Origin of the sequence: Clostridium sartagoforme (assembly GCF_039521405.1) — a bacterium.
Lineage (GTDB): Bacteria > Bacillota > Clostridia > Clostridiales > Clostridiaceae > Clostridium > Clostridium sartagoforme.
Map to the genome: position 1 here is coordinate 31,567 of NZ_BAAACH010000030.1, position 23,638 is coordinate 55,204.

A 23,638-nucleotide genomic window follows, 5' to 3' on the forward strand; every position below is an offset into this window, starting at 1 on the left:
TACAGTTAAGGAATAGAATTTTATAACTGTGAGCTGTGCACTTTCAACTGTCAACTGAATAAAAGGGGGGTATTTATGTTTTTAACAGGAGCTGAAATATTAATTAAGTCTCTCTTAGATGAGGGCGTTGACACTATATTTGGTTATCCTGGTGGAGCTGTTCTTAATATATATGATGAATTATACAGGTATAGAGATAAAATAAATCATATATTAACAGCACATGAGCAAGGGGCGGCACATGCAGCAGATGGTTATGCTAGAGCTACTGGAAAAGTTGGAGTATGTTTAGCTACATCTGGACCAGGAGCAACAAATCTTGTTACAGGGATTGCAACAGCATATATGGACTCTATACCTATGGTTGCTATAACTGGAAATGTAACAAAGCAGCTTTTAGGAAGAGATAGTTTTCAAGAAGTGGATATAACAGGGATAACTATACCAATAACAAAGCATAATTATATAGTTAAAGATATTAATGATTTACAAAGAATAATTAAAGAAGCCTTTTATATAGCAAAGGAAGGAAGACCGGGACCGGTACTTATAGATATACCAAAGGATATAACAGCAGCTAAGGCAAAATATGAAGCAATAACTCCAAAAAAAGTTGAGAGAAAGACTAAGCATATAACTGATAAAGCATTAGAAGAAGTAGCTGCTTTAATAAATGAGGCAGAGAATCCATTTATTTATGCTGGGGGAGGGATAGTTGCATCAGAAGCCTTTGAAGAACTAAAGGAGTTTGTTGAAAAAATAAATTCACCAATAGCTACTTCTCTTATGGCTATTTCAGCATTTCCTTATGATCATCAATTATATACAGGTATGATAGGAATGCACGGAACTAAAGCATCGAATATTTTAGCTTCAAAATGTGATTTATTAATAACTTTAGGAGCAAGATTTAGTGATAGAGTTGTAAGTAATGGAAACAGTTTAAAAAATGCCAAGATAATCCATATAGATGTGGACCCGGCAGAAATTAATAAAAATATTAAGGTAGATTCTTTCATAATCGGAGATTTAAAAATTGTTCTTCAAAAATTGATACCTTTATTAAAGGAAAAGAAAAATGAAGAATGGTTAGAAAAAATGAGAGAGTTAAGGGCTTTAAATGTTAGAGAAACTTCTATTACTGGTGAACTAACTCCAGAGTTCCTATTCAGAAAATTAAGTGAATTAGACGATGGAAGTTTTGTTATCACTACAGAGGTTGGACAACATCAAATGTGGGCAGCACAGTATTTTCAGTATAAAAAGCCAAGAAGTTTCATATCTTCAGGTGGACTTGGAACTATGGGATTTGGACTTGGAGCATCAATTGGAGCTCAAATAGCCTTAAAAGGAAAACAAGTATTTAATATAGCTGGGGATGGAAGCTTTGGAATGAATTGTAATGAGTTAGTTACAGCTGTAAAAAATAATTTGCCTGTTATAGTAATAATATTGAACAATAATTCTTTAGGAATGGTTAGGCAATGGCAAAACTTCTTTTATGAGGCAAGGTATTCATCAACAACTTTAAATAGATCAACTGATTTTGTTAAACTAATAGAAGCTTTTGGAGGACGAGGGTTTAGAGTATATGAAAAAGAAGAACTAGAACCAGCTTTAAAAGAAGCTTTAGAATTCAAGGGGCCAGTTGTAATAGATTATGTTATTCATAATGATAAAAAGGTATTTCCTATGGTTGCACCTGGTGCAGCAATTGATGAAATAATAAGTGAAGAAGATATAGATAATTAGGGGGTTAAAAAAATGGCAAAAATGTATTATGAAAAGGACACAAATTTAGAATTATTAAAGGGGAAGAAAGTTGCTATAGTTGGATATGGTAGCCAAGGACATGCACATGCATTAAATTTACATGATAGTGGAATTGATGTGGTAGTTGGACTTTATGAAGGAAGCAAATCTTGGGAAAGAGCAGAAAAATCAGGTCTACAAGTTACAACTGTTGCTGAAGCTTCAAAAGAAGCTGATGTAGTAGTTATATTATTACCAGATGAGAAACAGGCGAAGGTATATAAATCAGAAATAGCACCAAACTTAGAGGCGGGAAACTCGCTAGTATTTGCCCATGGATTTAATATTCACTATGGTCAAATAGTTCCACCAGAAGATGTAAATGTATTTATGTGCGCACCAAAGGGACCTGGACATATGGTAAGAAGAACTTATACAGAAGGCTCAGGAGTACCTTGTTTAATAGCTGTATATCAAGATGCTACAGGAAATGCTCGTGATTTAGCATTAGCATATTCAAATGGAGTAGGTGGAGCTAGAGCAGGTGTTTTAGAGACAACATTTAAAGACGAAACAGAAACAGATTTATTTGGTGAACAAGCAGTTCTTTGTGGAGGATGTACAGCACTTATAAAAGCTGGATTTGAAACTTTGGTAGAAGCGGGATATGCACCAGAAAATGCTTATTTTGAGTGCTTACATGAAATGAAGTTAATTGTAGATTTGCTATATCAAGGTGGTATGGGAATGATGAGATATTCTATATCAGATACAGCTGAATATGGTGACTATATGGTTGGGGATAGAATAGTAACAGATGAAACAAAGAAAGAAATGAAAAAAGTTTTAAAAGAGATCCAAGATGGAACTTTTGCTAAAAATTGGTTGTTGGAAAATCAAGTTGGAAGACCAATGTTTAATGCAAGAAGAAAAATGGAAGCAGAACATCCAATTGAAAAAGTGGGACAAGAATTGAGAGAAATGATGAGTTGGATAGATACTAAAAAATTAGATTAAGATAATAGTGAAGTTGTTATGTTTTATTATACATAACAACTTTACTTTATATAAAACTAAATTATGGTATAATATAAATAGGTATAAACAAAGGAGGATGGCTATGTTTTTAGGTGAATTTAATAAAGATATAGGTACTGCATATATCAATCTACTTATAGAATTTGCTTTAGTAGATGATAAAGTTGAAAAAAAGGAAAGAGAACTAATTGAAAGAGCTTTAAAAGAAATGAGTATGGAGAATTTAGAGTTAGAAGATATTAGTCATGAAGAAACTATACAAATTCTCAAGGATTCAGGAGAAAGAATAATAAATATAGTATTTTTTGAATTAATGAGGGTTGCATTAGCTGATGCAGAATATGAAATGTCAGAGGTAAGATTTTTAGATGATTTAGCAGAGGAACTAAACATATCAAGAGTAAAAAGATTCCAAATGGCGGACTATTTCTTTAATCATACAGAATATGATGAAAGTGGTTTAGAGAGTCAAGAATCTGCTAAACTAGAAGCACAAGCATTTTTAAATTAAAAAGGGTATAGACCATTTGTACTTCTTAGGAAATTATAAAAAGATTACCCTTTGAATAATCTTTTTATAATTTCCTTCCTTTTTGCTATTTTACTTAAATAAGTCTATTAACTTTTAATTTTATAAGACTATAATGATGCAGATTATTAATTGAAACATATATATTATACTTTTAGGAGGAATAATTTTGAATATAGTAAGTTTTTTTAAATTAGTAGAAATACAAACTAAAGTAGCAAGTGTAATTCCTTTCTTATTAGGAACCTTTTATACTTTATATAGATATGATAATTTTAATATAAAAAATGCAATAATAATGTTTGCATCAATGATTATATTTGATATGACAACTACAGCGATAAATAATTATATGGATTATGCAAAGGCAGTAAAGAAAGAAGGATATGGATATGAAACTCATAATGCTATAGTTAAATATAATTTAAATCCAATATTAGTTAAGTTAACCATTTATATTATGTTATCTTTAGCTACTTTTTTAGGATTATTATTAGTAAAAAATACAAACATAATAGTTTTATTAGTTGGAGCAGTTTCATTTGTTATAGGGATTACATATTCCTTTGGACCAATTCCAATATCAAGAACACCTTTTGGAGAAATTCTTTCAGGGCTTGCAATGGGATTTATAATAACATTTTTAGCTATTTACATACATATATTTGATTTGAAAATTCTATCAATTAGTTTTAGTAATTTAAATAATGTATCAATTAATTTAAATATAGTTGAATTAATATATATTTTCATAATTAGTTTACCTTTAATCATGGGAATAGCAAATATAATGCTTGCAAACAACATTTGTGATATAGAGGATGATATAGTTAATAAAAGATACACTCTTCCAATATATATTGGTAAAGAAAATGCCCTAAAGGTATTTAAATGGATATATTATATTGGCTTTATAGCTATAGTAGCAGGGGTATTACTTAGAATACTTCCAATAGTTTCAATAGTAACCTTATTAGCTTTAAAGATAGTACAAAAAAACATAAATAAATTTAATAAAATTCAAACTAAGAAAGACACTTTTATATTAGCAGTAAAAAATTGTGTTATAATGAATGCATTTTATGCATTAACTGTATTAGTTGGAGTTATTTTATCTTATATTTAATATTCAAAGAAATCATTATGATATTTTCCATAATAACTTAGATAAGGAAAATATATAAGTAATGATTTTCTAGATAAGCAATTTAATAGAGAGGTTTTAAACTATAGAGATTCTAGGAGAAAAAATGAATTATGTATATATATTAAAATGCTCAGATAATACCTTATACACAGGGTGGACAACAAATTTAGAAAAGAGACTTAAAGTCCACAATACTGGAAAAGGAGCTAAATATACAAGAGTCAGGTTACCAGTTGAAATAGTATATTTTGAAGAATTCGAAGATAAAAAAGATGCAATGAAAAGGGAATATGCAATAAAACAATTATCTAGAAATGAAAAACTAAAACTAATAAACGGATAGATAGAGAAATGAAAAAATGAAAGAATTAAGAAATGAAAGAATTTATGTGAAAACTCAGCTTTGGCTGAGTTTTTTCTATTAAGTATACATTATCTATTAGTAATTATACATTGATAATATGTCTAGACATCTACATGTATAGTTATTAATAGGAGTAAACAGAAGATAATGAGAGATATAATGGATTAATTAACTTAAAAAGCTTAAAATAATTAAATTTAAATTAAAACAGTTGATTTTAACAAAATTTATGTTAAAATTAGTGTAGATTTTGAATTTAGATGCATAGCATATATTACCAAAATCATTTTAGAAGAAAGGAGAAATACTAATTAAGAAGTAGAAAAGCGCCAGAACTTAAGTGACACCCCAAATCTATGATTTGGTTGGTGGAACTTACTCAACGATTAAAAGGAGTTGAGTTTCCTATAAAAAACCTTATGCATTATAGCGGGGAAAAAAGGAAACTCCTTCTCATATGCATTCGAATGAGTAAGTTCGCCTGATTAAATCATAGATTTAGAGGCTCACTTAAGTTGACGAGGTTGGGGAGTATCGATACTTCGGCGGGTGCCCCACGGTATTGCACACTACCGTTAACAGCTAACAAAACTGTAGAGCGATCTATAGGACAATATTAGCTTGGTGTTAAAACCTTCAATAGAGAATTTATTTCTTTATTAAAATTAAAACTAGAAACATTATTAAAAATTAGAAAATCTTTAAAGTAAGGAAGGAAGAAAAAGTATGTGCGGAATAGTTGGATTCGTAGGAAAAAAGGAAGCATCTCCAATATTAGTTGAGGGATTATCAAAGCTTGAATATAGAGGATATGATTCAGCAGGAGTAGCTGTATTAGAAGATGGAGAAATTAAAGTAAGAAAATTCAAAGGACGTTTAAAGAATTTAGATGATAATTTAAAGCAGAGTCCTTTAAATGGAACAATAGGAATAGGACACACTAGATGGGCAACTCATGGAGAACCATCAGATATTAATTCACATCCTCATACAAATGAAAATGCTACAATAAGTGTTGTTCATAATGGAATAATTGAAAATTATATAAAATTAAAGGAATGGCTTAAGAAAAAGGGATATGAATTTTATTCAGAAACTGATACAGAAGTTATTCCAAATTTAGTTGATTATTATTATAAAGGTGATTTATTTGAAGCTGTAGCAAAGGCAACTTCTAAAATGGAAGGAAGCTATGCAATTGGGGTTATTTGTAAAAATGAACCTGATAAAATAGTTGCAGTTAGAAAAGATAGTCCATTAATAGTTGGATTAGGTGAGAAAGAATACTTTATTGCATCAGATATACCAGCAGTTTTAAATCATACTAGAGAAATATATCTATTAGAAGATAAAGAATTTGTAATAATGACAAGAGATGGAATAGAAATAAAAACAGAAGATGGAGAAGTTGTAGATAAAGAAGTTTTCCATGTTACTTGGGATGTAGATGCAGCTGAAAAGGGTGGCTATGAAGATTTCATGTTAAAAGAAATTCATGAACAGCCAAAAGCAATAAAAGATACACTAACTTCAAGAGTATTAAAAGATTCTCCTATTAACTTAGAAAATATAAACTTCACAAAAGAAGACCTTGAAGCCTTTGATAGAGTATTTATAGTGGCATGTGGAACGGCTTATAACTCAGGGTTAGTTGGAAAAACAATTATAGAAAAGCTAGCAAAAATTCCAGTTGAAGTTGATATAGCATCAGAATTTAGATATAGAGATCCACTAATAACAGATAAATCATTATTAATAGTTGTAAGTCAATCAGGGGAAACAGCAGATACATTAGCAGTTTTAAGAGATGCAAAGAGAATAGGTGCAAAAGTTTTAGCTATTACAAATGTTGTTGGAAGCTCAGCTTCAAGAGAAGCAAACCATGTTATTTACACTTGGGCTGGTCCAGAAATAGCGGTTGCATCAACAAAAGCTTATGAAACACAATTAATAGCTATGTATATGCTTGGAATATACTTTGGAGAAATAAAAGGAACTTTATCAAAAGAGTTTGCTGATGAACTAAAAGAGGAATTATTACAATTACCTGAAAAAGTAAAAGAAGTTATGGGTAATAAAGAATATATACAAAAATACGCTTCAAGAAACTATATGGATAAAGATACATTCTTCTTAGGAAGAGGACTAGATTATGCAGTTGCATTAGAAGGATCTCTTAAATTAAAAGAAATATCATATATACACTCAGAAGCATATGCAGGTGGAGAGCTTAAGCATGGAACAATTGCTCTAATTGAAGAAGGGACTCCAGTAGTTGCATTACTAACAGATGATAAGCTAAAAGACAAGATGATAAGCAACATCAGAGAAGTAATTACAAGAGGTGCTAAAGTTTTAGGTATAGTATATGAAGGCGATAAAGAAGCAGAACAAATTTGTGATGAAGTAATATATATACCAAGAACTAGTACTTTATTAGCACCAGTTATTTCAGTAGTTCCATTACAATTAATTGCATATTATATTGCTAAACAAAAAGGCTGTGACGTAGATAAACCACGTAACTTAGCAAAATCCGTTACAGTTGAATAGGAGTTAGAAGATAAATTTTAGAGGTATAGTTTTATAATAAAGTTATATCGTTTCTAACAAAGTTGTATCGTTTTTAATAAAGTCGTATCGTTTATAATAAAGTTGTATTAAAACTATAGTGTAGGTTATACTATTATTAGAGATGCGTAGTATAGCCATAAATTTAATTTATGGAGTTGATATATATGAGTGAAGAATTAATAAAGACATTATTAAATGAATATAAAGAAACTGAAAAGGCATTAGAATTAGGAATGGATTGGCTTAATGAAAAAGATTATGCTAAGGGAAAGTTAGATTTAGTTAAAGTAATTATAGCTGATTTAGAAAAGTTGTCTAAAGAAGTTTAGTAATAAGTATAATATAAGGCTGCACACTCTCACAATTGGTTGATGAGTGTGCAGTTTTTTTTAGGAGATGATAACGTTGACAAAGCGTGCTAGAATTCAAAATTATAAAAAAATGATTAAAGAAGGTAGAGGTACTGGTATTGGGAATGAGTATATACCTTGGTTAAAGATTCAGGATGTGCCATCATTAGGTAGAGCTACTAGATTAAAAGGAATAAAGACAGGTAGACAACATGAGTTTTTATCAGATATGGAACGAAATTATTTTTATATTTTGGAATATTCAGATAACGTTGTTGATATTAGAGAACAATTTCCGTTATTACCACTTGAAGAAACAATTTTAATTGCAAATGAATTAGGAATAAATCATCCTAAACATCCAGAAACAGGAGAGTTTATAGTTATAACAACTGACTTTTTAGTAACTGTTGATGGAGAAGATAAAATGTTAGAAAGAGCTAGAACAATAAAAGCAAAGGATGATTTATTAGATAAGAGAGTCATAGAAAAATTTGAGATTGAAAGAGTATATTGGTCTAAGAAGGAAATTGATTGGGGAATTGTAACAGAAGAAGAAATAGACAAAGCGATAGCTCATAACATTAGCTATGTTCATGGATATAAAGATATTAGTAACCTTGATTGCTTTATTGATATAGCAACAAATGAAATAAAAGATTTAATATATGAATTTCTTAAAAGGATAGTAGATGATGAAAGACCTATGAGAGTAATCTGTTCTGAATTTGATAATGAAATGCTATTAGGAAAAGGAAGTGGATTAAGTATATTTAAATACTTAGTTATAAATAAAGTTATTGAAATAGACATTAAGAAAAGAATAAATGTTAATCAAAATATACCTATAATAAATGTAAGGGAAGAAGAAGCTAGAAAGGTTGAGGTTATATGATTGCTATTAACTCAGTATTTAAATATATAGATAGTAAAAATGAGGAGAAAATTAGAATTATTGATATTATTAATAATTATGTATATATAACCAATGTAGATGGGGCAACTTCTATGCCAAGAAAAGAATTAATAGAAACTATTTTACAAGATATTAATGCAGAAAAATTAGTTTTAGTAAAAGATCCTTTTGTAAGAATAATAGATGAAAAAGATTTATCAGAACTTCAAATAAATAAAAGAGAAAAAGACTGGGAAGTTATTAAGACATACTGGGAAGTCAATAAATATGATTTGTTAGAAAAGCATTTAAGAACTAAAAAATTTGAAGAAATATCAAAGGCTACAGATTTAAGTGTTCCAAAGGTTAGGAAATTATTTAGTAGGTATTGGCAAAGAGGAATGAATAAAAATGCTCTGCTACCTGATTATATAAATTCAGGAGCAAAAGGAAAGGAAAGAAAATTAACAAAGAATAAGGTCGGCAGGCCTAAAAGAGTAGACTATTACGGTGAATTAATTGAAGGAATCAATATAACTACTGAAGTTAAGCAACACTTTCAAATAGCTATAAATAAGTATTATAGAAATAACAATAAAATATCTTTGAAAGAAACTTATACTTTAATGCTAAGAGATTTCTATTCTAATATTTTTAAGGAAGATAATGAAATAAAATATAAAGTATGGGATGAGTCTAGGATTCCTACATATAATCAGTTTTATTATTGGTTTAAGAAATCAGAAGATATTAAAAGGGATATAATTTTTAGAGAAAGCAAAAAGGAATTTAATTTAAAAAATAGAGAACTCTTAAGTAATTCTAAGCAAGAAACTGATGGTCCTGGTACAAGGTTTCAAATTGATGCTACAATAGCAGATATTTATTTAGTTAGCTCTTTAAATAGAAATAGAATTATCGGAAGACCGGTAGTTTATGCAATTATTGATGTATTTTCAAGATTAATTACAGGAATATATATTGGATTAGAAGGACCTTCATGGATGGGAGCAATGATGGCATTAGATAATATGGTTGAAGATAAAGTTGAATATTGTAAGAAGTATGATATTGAAATAGAAGAAGAACAATGGCCATCAAAACATCTTCCAGAGATTATTATAGCTGATAGAGGGGAATTTGAAGGATATTCAGTAGAAAACTTAATTAATAATTTAAATATAAAGATAGAAAATACTTCACCTTACAGAGGAGATTTAAAAGGTATTGTAGAGAGAAGCTTTAGAACTACTAATGAGAAGGTTAAGCATAAAACTCCTGGTTCTATTCAAAAAGAGTTTAGAAAACGTGGTGATAGAGATTATAGGTTAGATGCCACTTTAACTTTAGTAGAATTTACAAGGATATATATAAACATTGTTTTACATCATAACAATAAAATAATAGAAAAGTATCCAATGGATAAAGAAATGATAGCAGATGAAATAGCAGCAACCCCATTAAATTTATGGAAATGGGGAATGGAGAATAGAAAAGGTAGATTAAAAATTGTAGATAGAGAACTTTTTAGGCTTAATATATTACCTAAAGGTAAAGCTAGTATTTCAAGAGCAGGTATTAGATTTAAAGGACTTTATTATAGTTCAGAAAAAGCCATTCAAGAACAATGGTTTATAAATCTTAAAGTAAGGAGTGTTGAAATTGTTTATGATCCAAGAAATATGAATAAAATATATATTCCTTATAACAATGGCATGGAATTTGATGAATGTTATTTAGTAGATACGAACATTCAATATAAGGACTGTTTACTAGAAGAAATAATATTTAATCAAGAATTAGAAGCTGAATTAAAAGAAAAAGAATTAAAAGAACAAAATCAAAACAACATTGATTTAGAAAAAGAAATTGAAAAGATAGTTAAAGCTGCAAAAAAAGAAAAATCAAAGGATATCGATTATAATAAAACATCCAATGAAAAACTTAAGGGTATTAAGAAAAATAGAACTATAGAAAAGGAATTAATTAGATATAATGAAAAATTTGAGTTAGGTGAAAATATAGAGAAGTCAGAAAGTGTTGCTGAAGTTATTGAATTACCTAAGTTTAAATCAGTTAAAGAAGAAGATAAAGAACTTTCAGGAAAAGAAAGGATGATGGAACTAATAAGAAAAAAGAGAGGTGAGAAAAGGTGAAGCTAGAAGAAAGAGCTACAATACTTAAAGGGGAATTTGAAGAAGCTATATATAAAAAGCAAGAAATAGAAGAATACAATAATAATCCGTTTATAGAGGCTTTACCACCTATTTTTAATGAAGAAGAAGTAATTGATAGATTTACAGTACTTCCAATAATAAGTGATAAGGATAGAGATAAGGCACAAAACTTAAGATATCACATTATAAAAAGAGCAAAGAATTTTATTCAGCCATTACCTATTCATATCACTTTAGAAAGAAGGTTATCAAGTTTAATTAGGAGAGGTTATTTAGGTAGAAACCCTTTAGGAAAAGAGTTTTTAAAAAGTTTAAGGATTTTAAATAGATTAGATGATGAAGATATAAAAAAAAATGAAATAGAAAATGAGTTTAATATTATAAGATCAACAGCTGATAGTATTTCAATTATTGGAATTTCGGGAATTGGAAAAACAACAGCAATAGAAAGATTACTTTTAATGTATCCACAAGTTATAAAACATTTTGAGTATAATGGGGAGAACTTTACTAGGACTCAAATAGTATGGTTAAAGATAGATTGTCCGTATGATGGAAACTTATCGACCTTATGTAAAAGTTTTTTCAAAACTATAGATGATATTTTAGGAACAAGATATTTAGAGAAGTTTGGTTATTCAAGTAGAGTTACATCCACTATGTTAATAAATATGACTAAATTAGCATGGAGATATGGAATTGGAGTTCTTGTAATTGATGAGATTCAGCATCTTTTAAATACAAAAAATGATACAGAAGAAATGTTAAATTTTTTTGTTACTCTTAGTAATACAGTAGGAATTCCAACAGTTTTAATTGGAACAAGTAAAGCTCAAAAGATATTTAAAGGAAACTTTAGACAGGCTAGAAGAGCTGCTAGCGAAGGTTCAATTATGTGGGATAGAATGACTAAAGATAGTCCAGAGTGGGAATTTTTCTTAGAATCTATATGGGAGTTTCAAGGTCTAAAAAATATAGTTGATTTAACAGATAAAATTAAAGATGTGTTTTATGATGAATGTCAAGGAATTACTGCTGTTGCAGTAAATTTATTTTTATTATCTCAAGAAAGAGCATTACAAGAAGGAAAAGAAGAATTAACAGTATCAATTATAAGAGAAACAGCGAATAATGACTTACAAATGATACAACCTATGATAAAAGCGTTGAGAAATAATAACCTATCTGAAATTATGAAGTATGAAGACATTTCTATAAGTCTAGAGGAAGTCAGTAATTCTTATCATAGAGATATAGAATTAGTAGGACTAATAGAAGATTCATTTAAAGAAAGAAAAAGAGATATAGAATTAAAAAGAAAAAGTATTATAGAAAGTTTAATAGTTGATTTAATTGAAATGGATATTTTTACTTGTTTAGAAAATAGTCATATAAGAAAGGTTTGTGAAAAGGTAGTTAAGGAATCAGATGTAAATGAAGATTATAGCACTCAAAAGATTAAAGTTTTAAAAGAAGCAATGGAATTAAATGAAAAACTAAAGAGTAGAGATGCTAAAGAACAGAAAGTTAAAACAAATGATGGATTAATAAAAATATATGAATTATCTAAGGAAAAAAAGATTCATGCATATGAGTTGTTGAAAAAGAATGGATTTATAAAAAATCCTGTGGATGAATTTCAAATAGTAAATTAATAGGGGAAGGGGAAAGTAATTCATTTAACAAGGAGAGAAAAATGTTAAATTTTTTTACTGATCCCTATAAGGATGAATTAATATATTCAGCTATAGCAAGATATAACTTTTATTCAGGAAACAAAGATTTTAGAGATACTATAGAAGAATGTTTTGGAAAAAGAAGTGTTGTTCCAATCTTGGAATTTGGAGGAAGACTCGAATATTTATCTAAAGAATTAGGAGGTAATTACTCTTCAGAAGAAATAATAAGAAATCATACGATATATCCTTTTTATCAACCTTTTTTAGATGAAGAAATAAAGGCTGAAACGTTAAATTATATGAGGTTTGAAGGCTGTAATAATATTTATACTAAATTAGGAATTGTTGCAGGATCAATTTGCAAAACAGATTATATAAGATACTGTCCATTATGTTCAAAAGAAGAAATAGAAAGGTTAGATGAAGCCTATATACATAGAGAACATCAACTTCAAGGTATAAAACTTTGTACACGTCATGGTTGTGTATTAAAGAATTATCCTAAGAGAAAGATTGATTCAAGTAAAATTGAGTATATTAGGTTAGAAAAAGATATTTTAAATTTTAAAGTTTTTTATGAAGTAGATAATTATAATAATCACTTTAAAATGGCTAAGAGTGCGTATTATATTCTTTCTTCTGATTTGAGTAAGTTTTCAAGGAAAGATATAAGGGATAGATATTTGTATTTTTTAAGAAAAAAAGAATTAGCTAGAGAAACAGGAACAGTAAATCAAAGAAAATTATATGAAAAATTTATAGAGTTTTATGGAATAGAGTTTTTAGAAAGTCTGGAGTCCTCTATTGATTATAATAATGAGTTTAATTGGATAAAGGTAATTTCAAGGAAATCAAAAAGAGCAAGTCATCCAATTAGACATTTATTATTTATAAACTTCTTATGTAAAGATATAGAAGAATTTTTTGAAACTAAAATAGAAATTGAAATTATTAAGAAAAAGCCTCAAAGAGATAAAGAAATATTATCAAATTCTAAAGTTTTATTATGCAGAAATAACATATTAAATCTTATGAAAGAAAATAAAAATATAAGTAGAACAGAATTGAGGAAAATGTTACAAAAAGAATATATTTATTTATATCGACATGATAGTAAATGGTTATTTAGCAATCTTCCAATAAAGAATAGTTTAATAGAAAAAGATAATACAAGAATAAGCTGGGAAGAAAGAGATAAAAAATATTTAGAATTATTACATAAACGATATGAGCATCTAATGGAAAGTAATGAAATAATCAGGATAACTAAAGGATTATTAGCTAAACCATTGGGGATTTTAGTAAATTTAGAAAAGAAGATAGATAAACTACCTGAAAGTAAAAAATATTTAGAATCTGTATGTGAAACAACTAAAGATTTTCAATTAAGAAGATGTAAAAAAATAATAGATAGGTTGATAAAAGAAGAGAAAAACATAAGGATTTGGGAAGTACAAAGAATTGCAGCTATAAGAACGAATCGGTTTAATAAGTTAAAAGATGAATTAATCAAATATGTCAATAAAGTGAGAGGATAAAATGGAGAGAGATAAGTTAAAGCTAAAAAATTGGCCTTTTCCTAAAGGGGAAAAGGTTCAATTAATATGGATTGGAGAGCCTTTTAAATATAATAATAAATGGATGATAGATACATATTTTTGTGATGGAAAAGAAACAAAAAAAGTAATTCAAGACTGAACCGCCCCCTGTCAAGTAGACAGGGTAAATAATATAAAATTATGCTGCTAAGGTGTGGCTTCTATATTCAATAGGAGCCATACCTTTTAGTTTTTTTTGCAATCTTTTTGTATTATAAAATTTTATATATTCATCAATAGCTTGTTCAAGTTCTTCAAAGGTTGAAAACTTTCTTAGATAGTACATTTCTGATTTTAAAGTACCCCAAAAAGCCTCCATAGGCCCATTATCAATACATCTACCTACCCTAGACATACTTTGCACTGCATTAATTTTATTTAGTTTCATCTTGAATGTTTTACATGTATATTGGAATCCGCGATCACTATGGAATAGTGGCGTTGCGGTCGGATTCGCTTCAATAGCTTTGTCTAAGGTATCAAAAACTAATTTATTATTGTTAGACTTACCTAATACATACGAAATAATACTATTATCTCCGAGATCTAGTATTGCACTTAAATAAGCTTTGCTTCCGTTAGTCATCTTAAATTCAGTAACATCTGTTAGCCATTTTTCATTTGGATTATCAGCTACAAACTTTCTATTTAATATATTTTCAGCTGTAATTTGTGGAGTACTTTGAATATATCTTTTCTTTCTTCTCCTAATAACAGCAGTAAGTTTTACAGATTTCATAAGCCTGTATATACGCTTATGATTATAGGTTGAATTTAGTATTCTATTTATATTTAACGTTATACGGCGATAGCCATAAATCCCTTTAACTTCTGAGTATAATTTAATAATTTCATCTAAAATAACTTTATTTTCTTTATCTCTTTCAGTTGCGGAACGATTTAACCACTTATAATAGGAAGCACGCCCAACTTTAGCACATTTACATAGTTCAGATATTGAATACCCTAATTCATGTAATTCTCTAATTGCAATATACTTATTTGTGGATGAAATAGTGTATTTATCTACCTCCTTTCTATCTCTTCTAATTTTTTTAAGAAATCATTCTCCATTTTTAAACGTCTATTTTCTGCTTCTAAAAGCTTTAATTGTGCAGAGAATTTTTCTGATTCACTTAATTCTTCAAAGGATTTATTTTTACCGCGTCTGTCGACTAGCGCGTTATATCCATCCTTATTGTATTTTTTTACCCAAGTATAAACTTGTTGATATGAAACATTAAATTTATTAGCAGTTAAATTATAATCGTGAGCGTTAGCAATACAAAATGACACTATTTCAATTCTTTCTTCATAAGTTGTTTTTCTTCCATTAGTCATAAGTTTATCTCCTTTTGTTGAATGAGATTTAAATATCTTATGACCATTATACTTCTTAATCCATTGCTGGAGAATACCAATAGCACTTATCTTATACTTAATACAAATATCATCTAATGATCCTTTACCATCAAGATAATCAATAACGGCTTGAGTTTTAAGTTGAGCAGAATAGGATGTATTATATCCTTTGTTTAATAAACCTTCTTTCCCAAAGGTTTTATATTTACGGACCCAAGCTGAAATAGCACTTTTGTAGATATTTAGTTCATTACTTATTTCAGATAAACTTTTTATATCTCTTAAATAATCTTCAACAGCTTGGACTTTTATTTCGGTTGATACTTTTGATTTTCTTGACATAAAAAAATCCTCCCATTATAGAACAGTTTTATTATTTTAACTGTCTACTATAATGGGAGCATATCAGACTGGGCTAATATACACTTTTTATCTATAGGAAAGTACTATATTGATGGCAATTTAGTTTCATCAGAAATGATTAGTGATGATGGAGCTATGGAAATCAGAGATATAGATTTGAGTGGAATTAAGCCTAAGTATAATGAAAGTGATTGGACTATAAAAGCTAGCAGCTATAAAAGCAAATCAAGAACCTTCAATTTCAAGAAAGGTAACACAGTCTACTCTATTCCAGTAATTGAGATAGTAAAGGCTGTGTTAGCTCCTAATACCTTTATGTTAAATACTATATTATATAATGATATTTCAGAAGACTACTATACATATAATCTTGAAAATAATGTGCTAAAGATATATTTTACTAGACAATATAAAACATCCTACCTAAAAAGTGAGTATTACAACCACTTAGCCTGGTTAATAAGTAATGAGAAAGCACTAAATATTTTTAATAGTATAGGCTACAATATGCTAAATAATAAGCTAATATTTGATTTTGAATTGTATTCTTTTAAAATTCAAGCTAGAATCAAGAAAAATAAGGTTGGCTATACAGTAGTAGAAATAATAAAGCTAAAAGAGAAAAGTATCAATGTAAATGAGATTATGGTTTACCACCCTAGTTTTGAAGAGCAAGAATATACTGGAAAAGCAAAGTTAAGAACATATCATAAAAGAAATAACGATTGTAATAGAACTATAGATAATAATATTGATGGGTCAACTGATACAGATGAAAGTTTAAATAAGAAGGTACTTTCTCATGAGTATGTGAATATCCCGAGGGTTAGAAAAGAAAAAGTAGGATATAGAGATAAAAGAACTAACGAGGATAAAAATACAAAAAAATATATGTTGGATGATGATAATTCAAGGACTCTATCAGATGCTGAAGGATTAAATCTAGCTAAAGGAGTTGAAATATCTAATGTTGATTTAGAACAAGTTAATGGAGAACTTAAAGAGTTTATTGATGTTTTAAATAAGCTAAAATCAATGCAAGGGATAAAAAGTGTTGAAATCGATATAGTGGAATTACCATTGGGGCGCAAATTTTCATATTTGAATGATGGTGTTACTAGAAGAAGGTGCGTTATTGGAAAGGTAGTTACTATGAATGGAAAAGAACATAGTATAATAGAAATAGAAAGAGAAGGAAGATCTTTATCAATGCTTATAATAACAGCTAATGAAGAATGCGATTGGGAGTGGATTTATAAAAAAATATTACATGGTTTAGTTAAAGAAAGTGGCAACTGGAGCCATGAAGTGTTTTTGATAATTCACCAAAGAAATATTGTAATAAAAAGGCATAGGCATATTAATAATATGATTGAAAAAAGGGTATTTCACATTTTAAAAAATATTCAGCAAAGCATGATAATTAGCTTGTTGCAATAAATATGAATTAATTTCCTCTATTCCCTGGTTTTTTATACTAAAAAGTATATAATAAAATTATATAAAAATATAGATTAGGAGGGTTATTGATTGGAACAACCTATTGTACTAGATATTTTCTGTGGAGCTGGTGGGATGTCAGAAGGTTTTATTCAAGCAGGATTTGATGTGAAATTTGCAACAGACATAAATGAAACAGCGCAGCTAACATATATGAATAGACATAATCAGCTTGGATATGAAACTAAATTTATATGTGAAGACATAAGGAAATTTTCTAAAAAGAGTAATTTGAAAAAGTTTTTAGAAGGAACAGAAATAGATGTTGTATGTGGAGGACCACCATGCCAAGGATTCAGCTTAGCAGGAAAAAGAGATAAGAATGATCCAAGGAATATGCTTTTTAGTAATTATATTCGTGTGATAAGAAACGTAAAACCTAAATACTTTGTAATGGAAAATGTTGAAGGAATTTTATCCATGAAATTTGATAAATTCAAGGGTGTTAAAAATAAAATATATGAAAATAAAACAGTGGCAGAAATTTTAAAGGATGAGTTTTTTCAGATAGGTTATTATGTTGAATATAGAGTATTACAAGCAATTGATTTTGGAGTACCTCAAACAAGAAGAAGGGTGTTCTTCTTAGGACATAAAATACGAAGAGTTAAAGGTGGAAAATATAAGGACTTAGTAGAACCACCTACATTTCCAAATGGAAATAATGCTAATATAGTAACTATAAAAGATGCAATAAATGATTTGTCATTTTTAGAATCAGGGCATAAAAGTATTCGATATAGAGAAGATATAGAATTAACAGAATATCAAAAGCAATCTATCGAAGGAAGAACTCCCAATAAGGATGGAAAAATGATAAGGTCAAATCAGTTGTTTAATCATGAAGCTTCTAAACATTCTGAAAAGGTAAAAAAAAGATTTGCACTTATTGACCAAGGTGAAGATATAATATGTTTGAGAAATAAGTTAGATAATGAAGATTGGGAAGTTTACGAAACAAAAAAAACAAGATGTAAAAGGGCAATAGAAAATAAACCAGCACCTACAGTATTAACGTTGCCAGATGATTTAATTCATTATAGCAAAAATAGGATAATGACAGTAAGAGAATTTGCAAGGCTTCAATCATTTGATGATAGTTTTGAATTCTTAGGTAAAAGAACTACTGGTGGGGATAGGAGAAAAAGTGATTTACCACAATATACTCAAGTAGGAAATGCTGTTCCACCATTATTAGCTAAAGCTGTCGCGAATGAAATAATGAATGCTCTAAAAAAGTGAAATTAAGGGAGGGTATCTATGCCAAGTTTGTATTTTAAAACTAATGCAAAAGTTGAAAAGTTGGTTGGAAGAGAACTTATTACTAATAGTACTATAGCTATATTTGAATTGGTAAAGAATTCATATGATGCTGGAGCAAGTGAAGTTGAAATAAAGTTTGTAAATTTTGATCATAATGATGGAAATAGATCGAAGTTAGTATCAAAAGAAGATTCGTATATAGAAATAATAGATAATGGTAAAGGGATGACATTAAAGGAAATAGAAGATAATTGGATGGAACTAGGAACATCCTATAAGGAAAAAAATAAAGTAGAAGAAATTAGAATTAGAAAAGAACAAATAGAGATAATATCAAAACGACATGTTAATGGGGAAAAGGGTATTGGAAGATTTGGTGTTGATAAAGTAGGTTCTGTTTTAGTAATGGAGTCAATAGACAAAAATTTACAGAACAAATGTATAGTAAAATTTAATTGGGATGATTTTGAAGATAGAGATAAGCTTATTGAAGAAATACCTTGCACTTATGAAATTAGAAATGTTGAAAGTAATGAAAGTGCTGGATTGAAGTTAAAAATAATGAATTTAAGAGACAGATGGTTTTTAAGTGATATAGATAAATTAAGAATGAGTTTAAAGAAGTTTTTATCACCAATAGAAATTGAACAGGATGAATTTAGAATATTGTTTACCTATCCTAAAAAAGAAAATAATATTATTTCAAATCTTACTGAGCAAATTTTGAATGATTCATTTGAATATCTTAAAACTAAAATTTATGCAAAAATAGATAAAGACGGTAATATGTATTATGAAATACAAGACAATGGAGAAATTAAAATAAGTACAGAAAAGAATATATATGATAAATCTCCATTTGGAGAAGTTGAAGTAACTATATATTATTTAAATAAAACTGATAAAGGTATATTTACAAGAAGCATGGGGTTACCAACACATGAATATGGTAATATTAAAATATTTAGAGATAATTTTAGAATAATGCCATATGGAGAATCTCATAATGATTGGCTTGAAATTGATAATAAACATTCTCAAGGAGTTTTTAGAACTTTTGGAACAAGGGATTTAGTAGGATATATATTGCTTTCTCATGACGAGTCAAAAGGAAATAATATTCTTAAAGAAGCAACTGATAGGGTAGGGCTAATAGAAGATGTTCCAGAATTTTCTCAATTAAAAGAGTTAGTTTGGAAAATAATTGGACTACTTCAAAGCTATATATTCGATAAACTTGAGAGTGAATCAAGAGAAACTAGCGAAATTTTGAGGAATGAATCAACTAACTTAAAAGCTGAAACTACAAATTTTATAGAAAATTTTAAGAAAATAATAAATAAAGTAGATATCCCACATACTGATAAAAGTGAATTAATAGCAGAATTAAAATACAATTCAGATAAATTGATGAATAATATTGAGAAAGTTGAAACTGCTTCAAAAGAAATTGATAAGAAAATAAAAATTTACTCCCAAATTACTGGTGCAGAGGGCGTATTATTTAATACAATGCATAAGATTAAGAATAAATTGGCAATAATAGATGCTCAACTTGAAGATTTGGATATAGATTTAAAAATTTCCAAAATTGAGTTTAATACAAAAGAAATTAAAATAGCATTTAATACAATACAAAAAATGGTTGATGGTTCATTAAAAATTATTAAAGCTGCAAAAGCAAAAAAATCTAACTTCAATGTAAAAGATTTAGTGGATGAAACAATTAGAAATCATGCGTCTAGATTAAGACAAGAAGGCGTTGTTCTTAATAATGTTTTTCAGGCTGATAATGTAGAGATTAAAGGAAATAAAGAAGCCTTACAGATAAATGTTTTCGAAAACTTATTTGATAATTCATTTAAAGCACTTTCAGAGATTAAAGATGGAGAAATAACGATAGAAACTAAAATTAATAATGGTTTTGTAGAAATATATTTTTCTGATAATGGAAAAGGAATACCAGAAGATAAAATACCATTTATTTTTGCATTATGGGGATCAAACACAGATGGATCCGGAATAGGACTAGCAACAGCAAGAGATGCTGTAAAAGATCACGAAGGTGAAATAATGTGTGTAAATCTTGGCGAAGAAAACAAAAAAACAACATTTTTAATTAAATTACCAATAATAGGGGGGAGAAATAAAATATGAAATACAAATATAATGCATTAGTAATAGATGATGAAGTTCAGATTAAAATATTGTGTAACACGTATAAGAAAAAGTTGAAGGTTGATTATAATATTGATATTGAATTTGATGTTATAAATAATGAGAGTGATTATGATAGTAACAAGATTTATGATATATTACTTATAGATTACGATTTAAAAAAAGGATATTCTGAAAATGTAATGGGTGATGATATAATTAGGAAATTTAGAATGAAAAATAGTGTGAGCAAAATAGTTTTTTATTCTAGTTCATTTATATATGATACAGATAATAGAAATTATGATTTACAATTACCACATAAAGATATATTTGAATTAATAAATAATTATGGAGTAAATTATATAGCATATAAAAATAATTTTCCGATGATGATTGATGTAATTAAGAAATGTTGTGAAAATATTGATGTTTTGTCACAACTTTTAATAAAATTGACCTCAGAATATAAAGAAGAAGGAATTGAAATCACTTATAATAATCTTCAAGGAAATGAAGTTATGGTCGAATCACTTATAGATGATTTGTTGAAAGATACTGATGAAGGCAAAAATTTTAGAAAACAAGTAACAGAAACAATATTAAGTACATTATTAAATTATAAATATTAACTAGTTTCAAGTAGAAAAAGGGTGATAACTTGTCAGTAATAATATACAGAAATAGACTTAATGAAGAAATGAAAAGGTTTGGTAAATTTAGCAATGAAATAGACATGAATCTACAAAAGTATGGTATAAAGATAAATATTACTTTTAGTGATATTAAGGAAGAATGTTTAAAGGAAATTAAAAATTATGATACTATAATAATTATAACTCATGGTAGTAAAGATACTTTATATCATAAATATGATCATAATTATGGAAATCATCAACCTTTAATAAGTGTAAATGAGATATTAAATGAAAATGTTGATGTTTTAAATGCAATAGCAAATAAAAAAATTATAGCAATTTCATGTGGTACAACTCAAGCTTTAGCTGGAATCGCCTGTAACCAAGGAAAATGCAAAACATATTTAGGATTTAAGCATAAAATTCATTTAGATAAACAAAATAAGAAAAAGCCTTCAAATAGATACCATGAGTTTTTAATATGTTGTTATAAAGAAGTTTTTTCAAGTGTGATTGAGAAGGCTATAAGAGAAAAATGGAAATTTAGCAAACTTGCATTGGTTCTTAAACTTGAACTTAAAAGAACTGTATTGAATAAAGCTGAAGAATTATCTAAAAGAGGATCAAGTTTTTATAGGAATCATGGTATTGATCAAGCAATAATAGCAATTAGTAATGTAGCTGATAATATTGAAATATATGGGGATAAGTCACAAATTGTAAATTAGTAAATATCTTTAAGAATACTATAGTCGTCTTTTAATATAATTGTAGGGCAATTTACATATTTTGCCTTTATGGGTAAATAGTTAGCTGGCCAGAAGTCTAAGTTACTTCCAATAATTAGAAAAAGGTCTGATTTATAAATTTCATTTAGCGCAATATGAAATTTGTTAATATTGTCACCTAATAAAACTAATTTGGGTTTTAAAATAGTTTTACAATTGGGACAAGTAACACTACATAATAGCTCTTCATCTGTAGTGATATTAGATAATACCAGATTTGATTCAATTACGTAGTTACATTGTGTACATGATAGATATTTTAAATTATTATTCAATTCTATAACATTTGAACTACCAGCTTTCTGATGCAAACTATCAAAGTTTTCAGTAATTATAGTAAAATTCAATTTAGATAAAATATTATGAACGTAATTAGGAAAAACTGGAGGTGAGTTTAATAATTTTATAAACGTTTTATAGAATATTATAGTATTAGTATAAAAAAAATCAACAGTTAAGATGTCTTTAAGGGTATAGTTATTAAGTTCTTCTTGTAACCTAGGGAAACCTGATAATTCTGATATCTTGTAGCCAGTAAATGCAACTGGATTTTTGGCATTTATAATTGTATTTTTTATGTCATAAGTATACATAATCTTACCTTCTTTCTAATTTGATTATTTCCTAAAAGTTATTTTATATACGTATTAAATATATATGCAATAAATAGTATAATATTAGAACAATTAATAATTATCATATTTTAATATAAAGTTTGATAGCGGCAAATGTTTATATACTGTGCATAACTTATTTATATTTTTGCTATAACTTATAAGCAATTAATATAAAACTATAAGTTTTGATTAAACTTTATTACTAAAATAAGTACAAGAGCTAAAATCAGAAGTAATATTTTGATTAAACTTTATTTCGAAATACTGTTTTTAAGCTTATGAAAAAATGAGTTTTTAGAGCATTATTATGATTAAACTTTATTCAAAACCTACAAGAGGGTAAAAGGGTTAAATAAAATATTGTTATTTTATAATTAAATTATATAAAACAACAATGAATTTAAATTAATTTATGGAGTTGATATATATGAATGAAGAGTTAATAAAGACATTATTAAATGAATATAAAGAAACTGAAAAAGCATTAGAACTAGGGATAAACTGGCTAACTGACAAAGATTATGCTAAGGGAAAGTTAGATTTAGTAAAAGTTATTATAGCAGATTTAGAAAAGTTATCTAAAGAAGTTTAGTAGTAAGTATAATATGAAGCTGTACACTCTCACGATTAGTGGATGAGTGTGCAGTTTTTTTGTATAAAGAATATCACAGGTTCTACCTGTGGTTCCGGAAAGCTTTTAGCTATGAGTAGAAAAAATAAAACCTCCAATGTATTATAAAAGTAGGTTTGCCGACCACAATTTATAAACAGAGGTGTAAATGTTAATATGAAAGTGCATAAAAGTTCCAACATCAAAATGTAGGAATTTATGCACTTTTTATGTTAT

21 protein-coding genes are annotated in these 23,638 nt (G+C 27.9%); 18 read left to right on the forward strand and 3 right to left on the reverse strand.

The window, feature by feature from the left end:
- The first annotated feature begins 75 nt into the window (after window positions 1-75).
- The 12 genes from ilvB to ABDZ60_RS12095 all read left to right on the forward strand — a co-directional run bounded on the left by ilvB (window position 76) and on the right by ABDZ60_RS12095 (window position 14,203).
- Window positions 76-1,752, forward strand: coding sequence for a biosynthetic-type acetolactate synthase large subunit (ilvB, locus tag ABDZ60_RS12040; protein WP_343778361.1), 1,677 nt, complete (start codon window positions 76-78; stop codon window positions 1,750-1,752).
- A gap of 12 nt (window positions 1,753-1,764) precedes the next feature.
- Window positions 1,765-2,769 (forward strand): ketol-acid reductoisomerase, encoded by a 1,005-nt coding sequence (ilvC, locus tag ABDZ60_RS12045; protein ID WP_016205830.1) that lies wholly within the window; start codon window positions 1,765-1,767, stop codon window positions 2,767-2,769.
- A gap of 103 nt (window positions 2,770-2,872) precedes the next feature.
- Window positions 2,873-3,301 (forward strand): hypothetical protein, encoded by a 429-nt coding sequence (locus ABDZ60_RS12050; protein WP_016205829.1) that lies wholly within the window; start codon window positions 2,873-2,875, stop codon window positions 3,299-3,301.
- A gap of 187 nt (window positions 3,302-3,488) precedes the next feature.
- Entirely contained in the window at window positions 3,489-4,445 is a 957-nt protein-coding gene (gene menA, locus ABDZ60_RS12055) for a 1,4-dihydroxy-2-naphthoate polyprenyltransferase (protein WP_343778364.1), read from the forward strand.
- 124 nt (window positions 4,446-4,569) lie between these two features.
- On the forward strand, window positions 4,570-4,809 hold the full coding sequence (locus tag ABDZ60_RS12060) for a GIY-YIG nuclease family protein (protein ID WP_016205827.1): 240 nt from the start codon (window positions 4,570-4,572) through the stop codon (window positions 4,807-4,809).
- Between the two features lie 747 nt (window positions 4,810-5,556).
- Window positions 5,557-7,383, forward strand: a complete 1,827-nt coding sequence (gene glmS, locus ABDZ60_RS12065; protein WP_343778366.1) for a glutamine--fructose-6-phosphate transaminase (isomerizing) — start codon at window positions 5,557-5,559, stop codon at window positions 7,381-7,383.
- Between the two features lie 185 nt (window positions 7,384-7,568).
- Window positions 7,569-7,733 carry a hypothetical protein gene (locus ABDZ60_RS12070; protein WP_343778368.1) on the forward strand — a complete coding sequence of 55 codons (165 nt, stop codon included), beginning with the start codon at window positions 7,569-7,571 and terminating at the stop codon, window positions 7,731-7,733.
- A gap of 67 nt (window positions 7,734-7,800) precedes the next feature.
- On the forward strand, window positions 7,801-8,649 hold the full coding sequence (locus ABDZ60_RS12075) for a TnsA endonuclease N-terminal domain-containing protein (protein ID WP_343778370.1): 849 nt from the start codon (window positions 7,801-7,803) through the stop codon (window positions 8,647-8,649).
- Window positions 8,646-10,805, forward strand: a complete 2,160-nt coding sequence (locus ABDZ60_RS12080) for a Mu transposase C-terminal domain-containing protein (protein WP_343778372.1) — start codon at window positions 8,646-8,648, stop codon at window positions 10,803-10,805. The genes ABDZ60_RS12075 and ABDZ60_RS12080 overlap by 4 nt, the downstream gene beginning before the upstream one ends.
- Complete coding sequence (locus ABDZ60_RS12085; protein WP_343778373.1) at window positions 10,802-12,481, forward strand: AAA family ATPase; 1,680 nt, start codon at window positions 10,802-10,804, stop codon at window positions 12,479-12,481. Before ABDZ60_RS12080 ends, ABDZ60_RS12085 begins: the two co-directional genes overlap by 4 nt.
- A gap of 41 nt (window positions 12,482-12,522) precedes the next feature.
- Window positions 12,523-14,043 carry a TnsD family Tn7-like transposition protein gene (locus ABDZ60_RS12090; protein ID WP_343778375.1) on the forward strand — a complete coding sequence of 507 codons (1,521 nt, stop codon included), beginning with the start codon at window positions 12,523-12,525 and terminating at the stop codon, window positions 14,041-14,043.
- A gap of 1 nt (window position 14,044) precedes the next feature.
- Window positions 14,045-14,203 carry a hypothetical protein gene (locus ABDZ60_RS12095; RefSeq protein WP_343778377.1) on the forward strand — a complete coding sequence of 53 codons (159 nt, stop codon included), beginning with the start codon at window positions 14,045-14,047 and terminating at the stop codon, window positions 14,201-14,203.
- Between the two features lie 39 nt (window positions 14,204-14,242).
- Here ABDZ60_RS12095 and ABDZ60_RS12100 read toward each other — a convergent pair whose 3' ends face one another.
- Together ABDZ60_RS12100 and ABDZ60_RS12105 are read right to left on the reverse strand one after the other, a co-directional pair.
- Complete coding sequence (locus tag ABDZ60_RS12100; RefSeq protein WP_111928229.1) at window positions 14,243-15,154, reverse strand: IS3 family transposase; 912 nt, start codon at window positions 15,152-15,154, stop codon at window positions 14,243-14,245.
- On the reverse strand, window positions 15,130-15,807 hold the full coding sequence (locus ABDZ60_RS12105; protein ID WP_099346691.1) for a helix-turn-helix domain-containing protein: 678 nt from the start codon (window positions 15,805-15,807) through the stop codon (window positions 15,130-15,132). Before ABDZ60_RS12105 ends, ABDZ60_RS12100 begins: the two co-directional genes overlap by 25 nt.
- Window positions 15,808-15,963: 156 nt before the next feature.
- Here ABDZ60_RS12105 and ABDZ60_RS12110 point away from each other — a divergent pair, with 156 nt between their 5' ends.
- The 5 genes from ABDZ60_RS12110 to ABDZ60_RS12130 all read left to right on the forward strand — a co-directional run bounded on the left by ABDZ60_RS12110 (window position 15,964) and on the right by ABDZ60_RS12130 (window position 22,114).
- Window positions 15,964-17,268: a Tn7-like element transposition protein TnsE gene (locus ABDZ60_RS12110; RefSeq protein ID WP_343778379.1), complete on the forward strand. Its 1,305-nt coding sequence runs from the start codon at window positions 15,964-15,966 to the stop codon at window positions 17,266-17,268.
- 90 nt (window positions 17,269-17,358) lie between these two features.
- Complete coding sequence (locus ABDZ60_RS12115; protein ID WP_343778381.1) at window positions 17,359-18,570, forward strand: DNA cytosine methyltransferase; 1,212 nt, start codon at window positions 17,359-17,361, stop codon at window positions 18,568-18,570.
- Window positions 18,571-18,588: 18 nt separating this feature from the next.
- Window positions 18,589-20,748, forward strand: coding sequence for a sensor histidine kinase (locus tag ABDZ60_RS12120; RefSeq protein WP_343778383.1), 2,160 nt, complete (start codon window positions 18,589-18,591; stop codon window positions 20,746-20,748).
- Window positions 20,745-21,380, forward strand: coding sequence for a hypothetical protein (locus ABDZ60_RS12125; RefSeq protein ID WP_343778385.1), 636 nt, complete (start codon window positions 20,745-20,747; stop codon window positions 21,378-21,380). Before ABDZ60_RS12120 ends, ABDZ60_RS12125 begins: the two co-directional genes overlap by 4 nt.
- 29 nt (window positions 21,381-21,409) lie before the next feature.
- Complete coding sequence (locus tag ABDZ60_RS12130) at window positions 21,410-22,114, forward strand: hypothetical protein (RefSeq protein WP_343778387.1); 705 nt, start codon at window positions 21,410-21,412, stop codon at window positions 22,112-22,114.
- Here the strand turns inward: ABDZ60_RS12130 and ABDZ60_RS12135 are convergent.
- Window positions 22,111-22,767: an SIR2 family NAD-dependent protein deacylase gene (locus ABDZ60_RS12135; protein WP_343778389.1), complete on the reverse strand. Its 657-nt coding sequence runs from the start codon at window positions 22,765-22,767 to the stop codon at window positions 22,111-22,113. The two genes, ABDZ60_RS12130 and ABDZ60_RS12135, sit on opposite strands and share 4 nt — an antisense overlap.
- A gap of 451 nt (window positions 22,768-23,218) precedes the next feature.
- Between ABDZ60_RS12135 and ABDZ60_RS12140 the strand changes: the two genes are divergently transcribed.
- Window positions 23,219-23,383, forward strand: coding sequence for a hypothetical protein (locus ABDZ60_RS12140; RefSeq protein ID WP_343778391.1), 165 nt, complete (start codon window positions 23,219-23,221; stop codon window positions 23,381-23,383).
- The last annotated feature ends 255 nt before the right edge of the window (window positions 23,384-23,638 follow it).

Coding starts and splice junctions, on each gene's coding strand:
- ABDZ60_RS12075 (WP_343778370.1), top strand. CDS start 7,801: ATGATAACGTTGACAAAGCGTGCTAGAATTCAAAATTATAAAAAAATG.
- ilvC (WP_016205830.1), top strand. CDS start 1,765: ATGGCAAAAATGTATTATGAAAAGGACACAAATTTAGAATTATTAAAG.
- ABDZ60_RS12120 (WP_343778383.1), top strand. CDS start 18,589: ATGCCAAGTTTGTATTTTAAAACTAATGCAAAAGTTGAAAAGTTGGTT.
- ABDZ60_RS12105 (WP_099346691.1), bottom strand. CDS start 15,807: ATGTCAAGAAAATCAAAAGTATCAACCGAAATAAAAGTCCAAGCTGTT.
- ABDZ60_RS12135 (WP_343778389.1), bottom strand. CDS start 22,767: ATGTATACTTATGACATAAAAAATACAATTATAAATGCCAAAAATCCA.
- ABDZ60_RS12110 (WP_343778379.1), top strand. CDS start 15,964: ATGGAAATCAGAGATATAGATTTGAGTGGAATTAAGCCTAAGTATAAT.
- ABDZ60_RS12140 (WP_343778391.1), top strand. CDS start 23,219: ATGAATGAAGAGTTAATAAAGACATTATTAAATGAATATAAAGAAACT.
- ilvB (WP_343778361.1), top strand. CDS start 76: ATGTTTTTAACAGGAGCTGAAATATTAATTAAGTCTCTCTTAGATGAG.
- glmS (WP_343778366.1), top strand. CDS start 5,557: ATGTGCGGAATAGTTGGATTCGTAGGAAAAAAGGAAGCATCTCCAATA.
- ABDZ60_RS12125 (WP_343778385.1), top strand. CDS start 20,745: ATGAAATACAAATATAATGCATTAGTAATAGATGATGAAGTTCAGATT.
- ABDZ60_RS12090 (WP_343778375.1), top strand. CDS start 12,523: ATGTTAAATTTTTTTACTGATCCCTATAAGGATGAATTAATATATTCA.
- ABDZ60_RS12050 (WP_016205829.1), top strand. CDS start 2,873: ATGTTTTTAGGTGAATTTAATAAAGATATAGGTACTGCATATATCAAT.
- ABDZ60_RS12060 (WP_016205827.1), top strand. CDS start 4,570: ATGAATTATGTATATATATTAAAATGCTCAGATAATACCTTATACACA.
- ABDZ60_RS12080 (WP_343778372.1), top strand. CDS start 8,646: ATGATTGCTATTAACTCAGTATTTAAATATATAGATAGTAAAAATGAG.
- ABDZ60_RS12095 (WP_343778377.1), top strand. CDS start 14,045: ATGGAGAGAGATAAGTTAAAGCTAAAAAATTGGCCTTTTCCTAAAGGG.
- ABDZ60_RS12070 (WP_343778368.1), top strand. CDS start 7,569: ATGAGTGAAGAATTAATAAAGACATTATTAAATGAATATAAAGAAACT.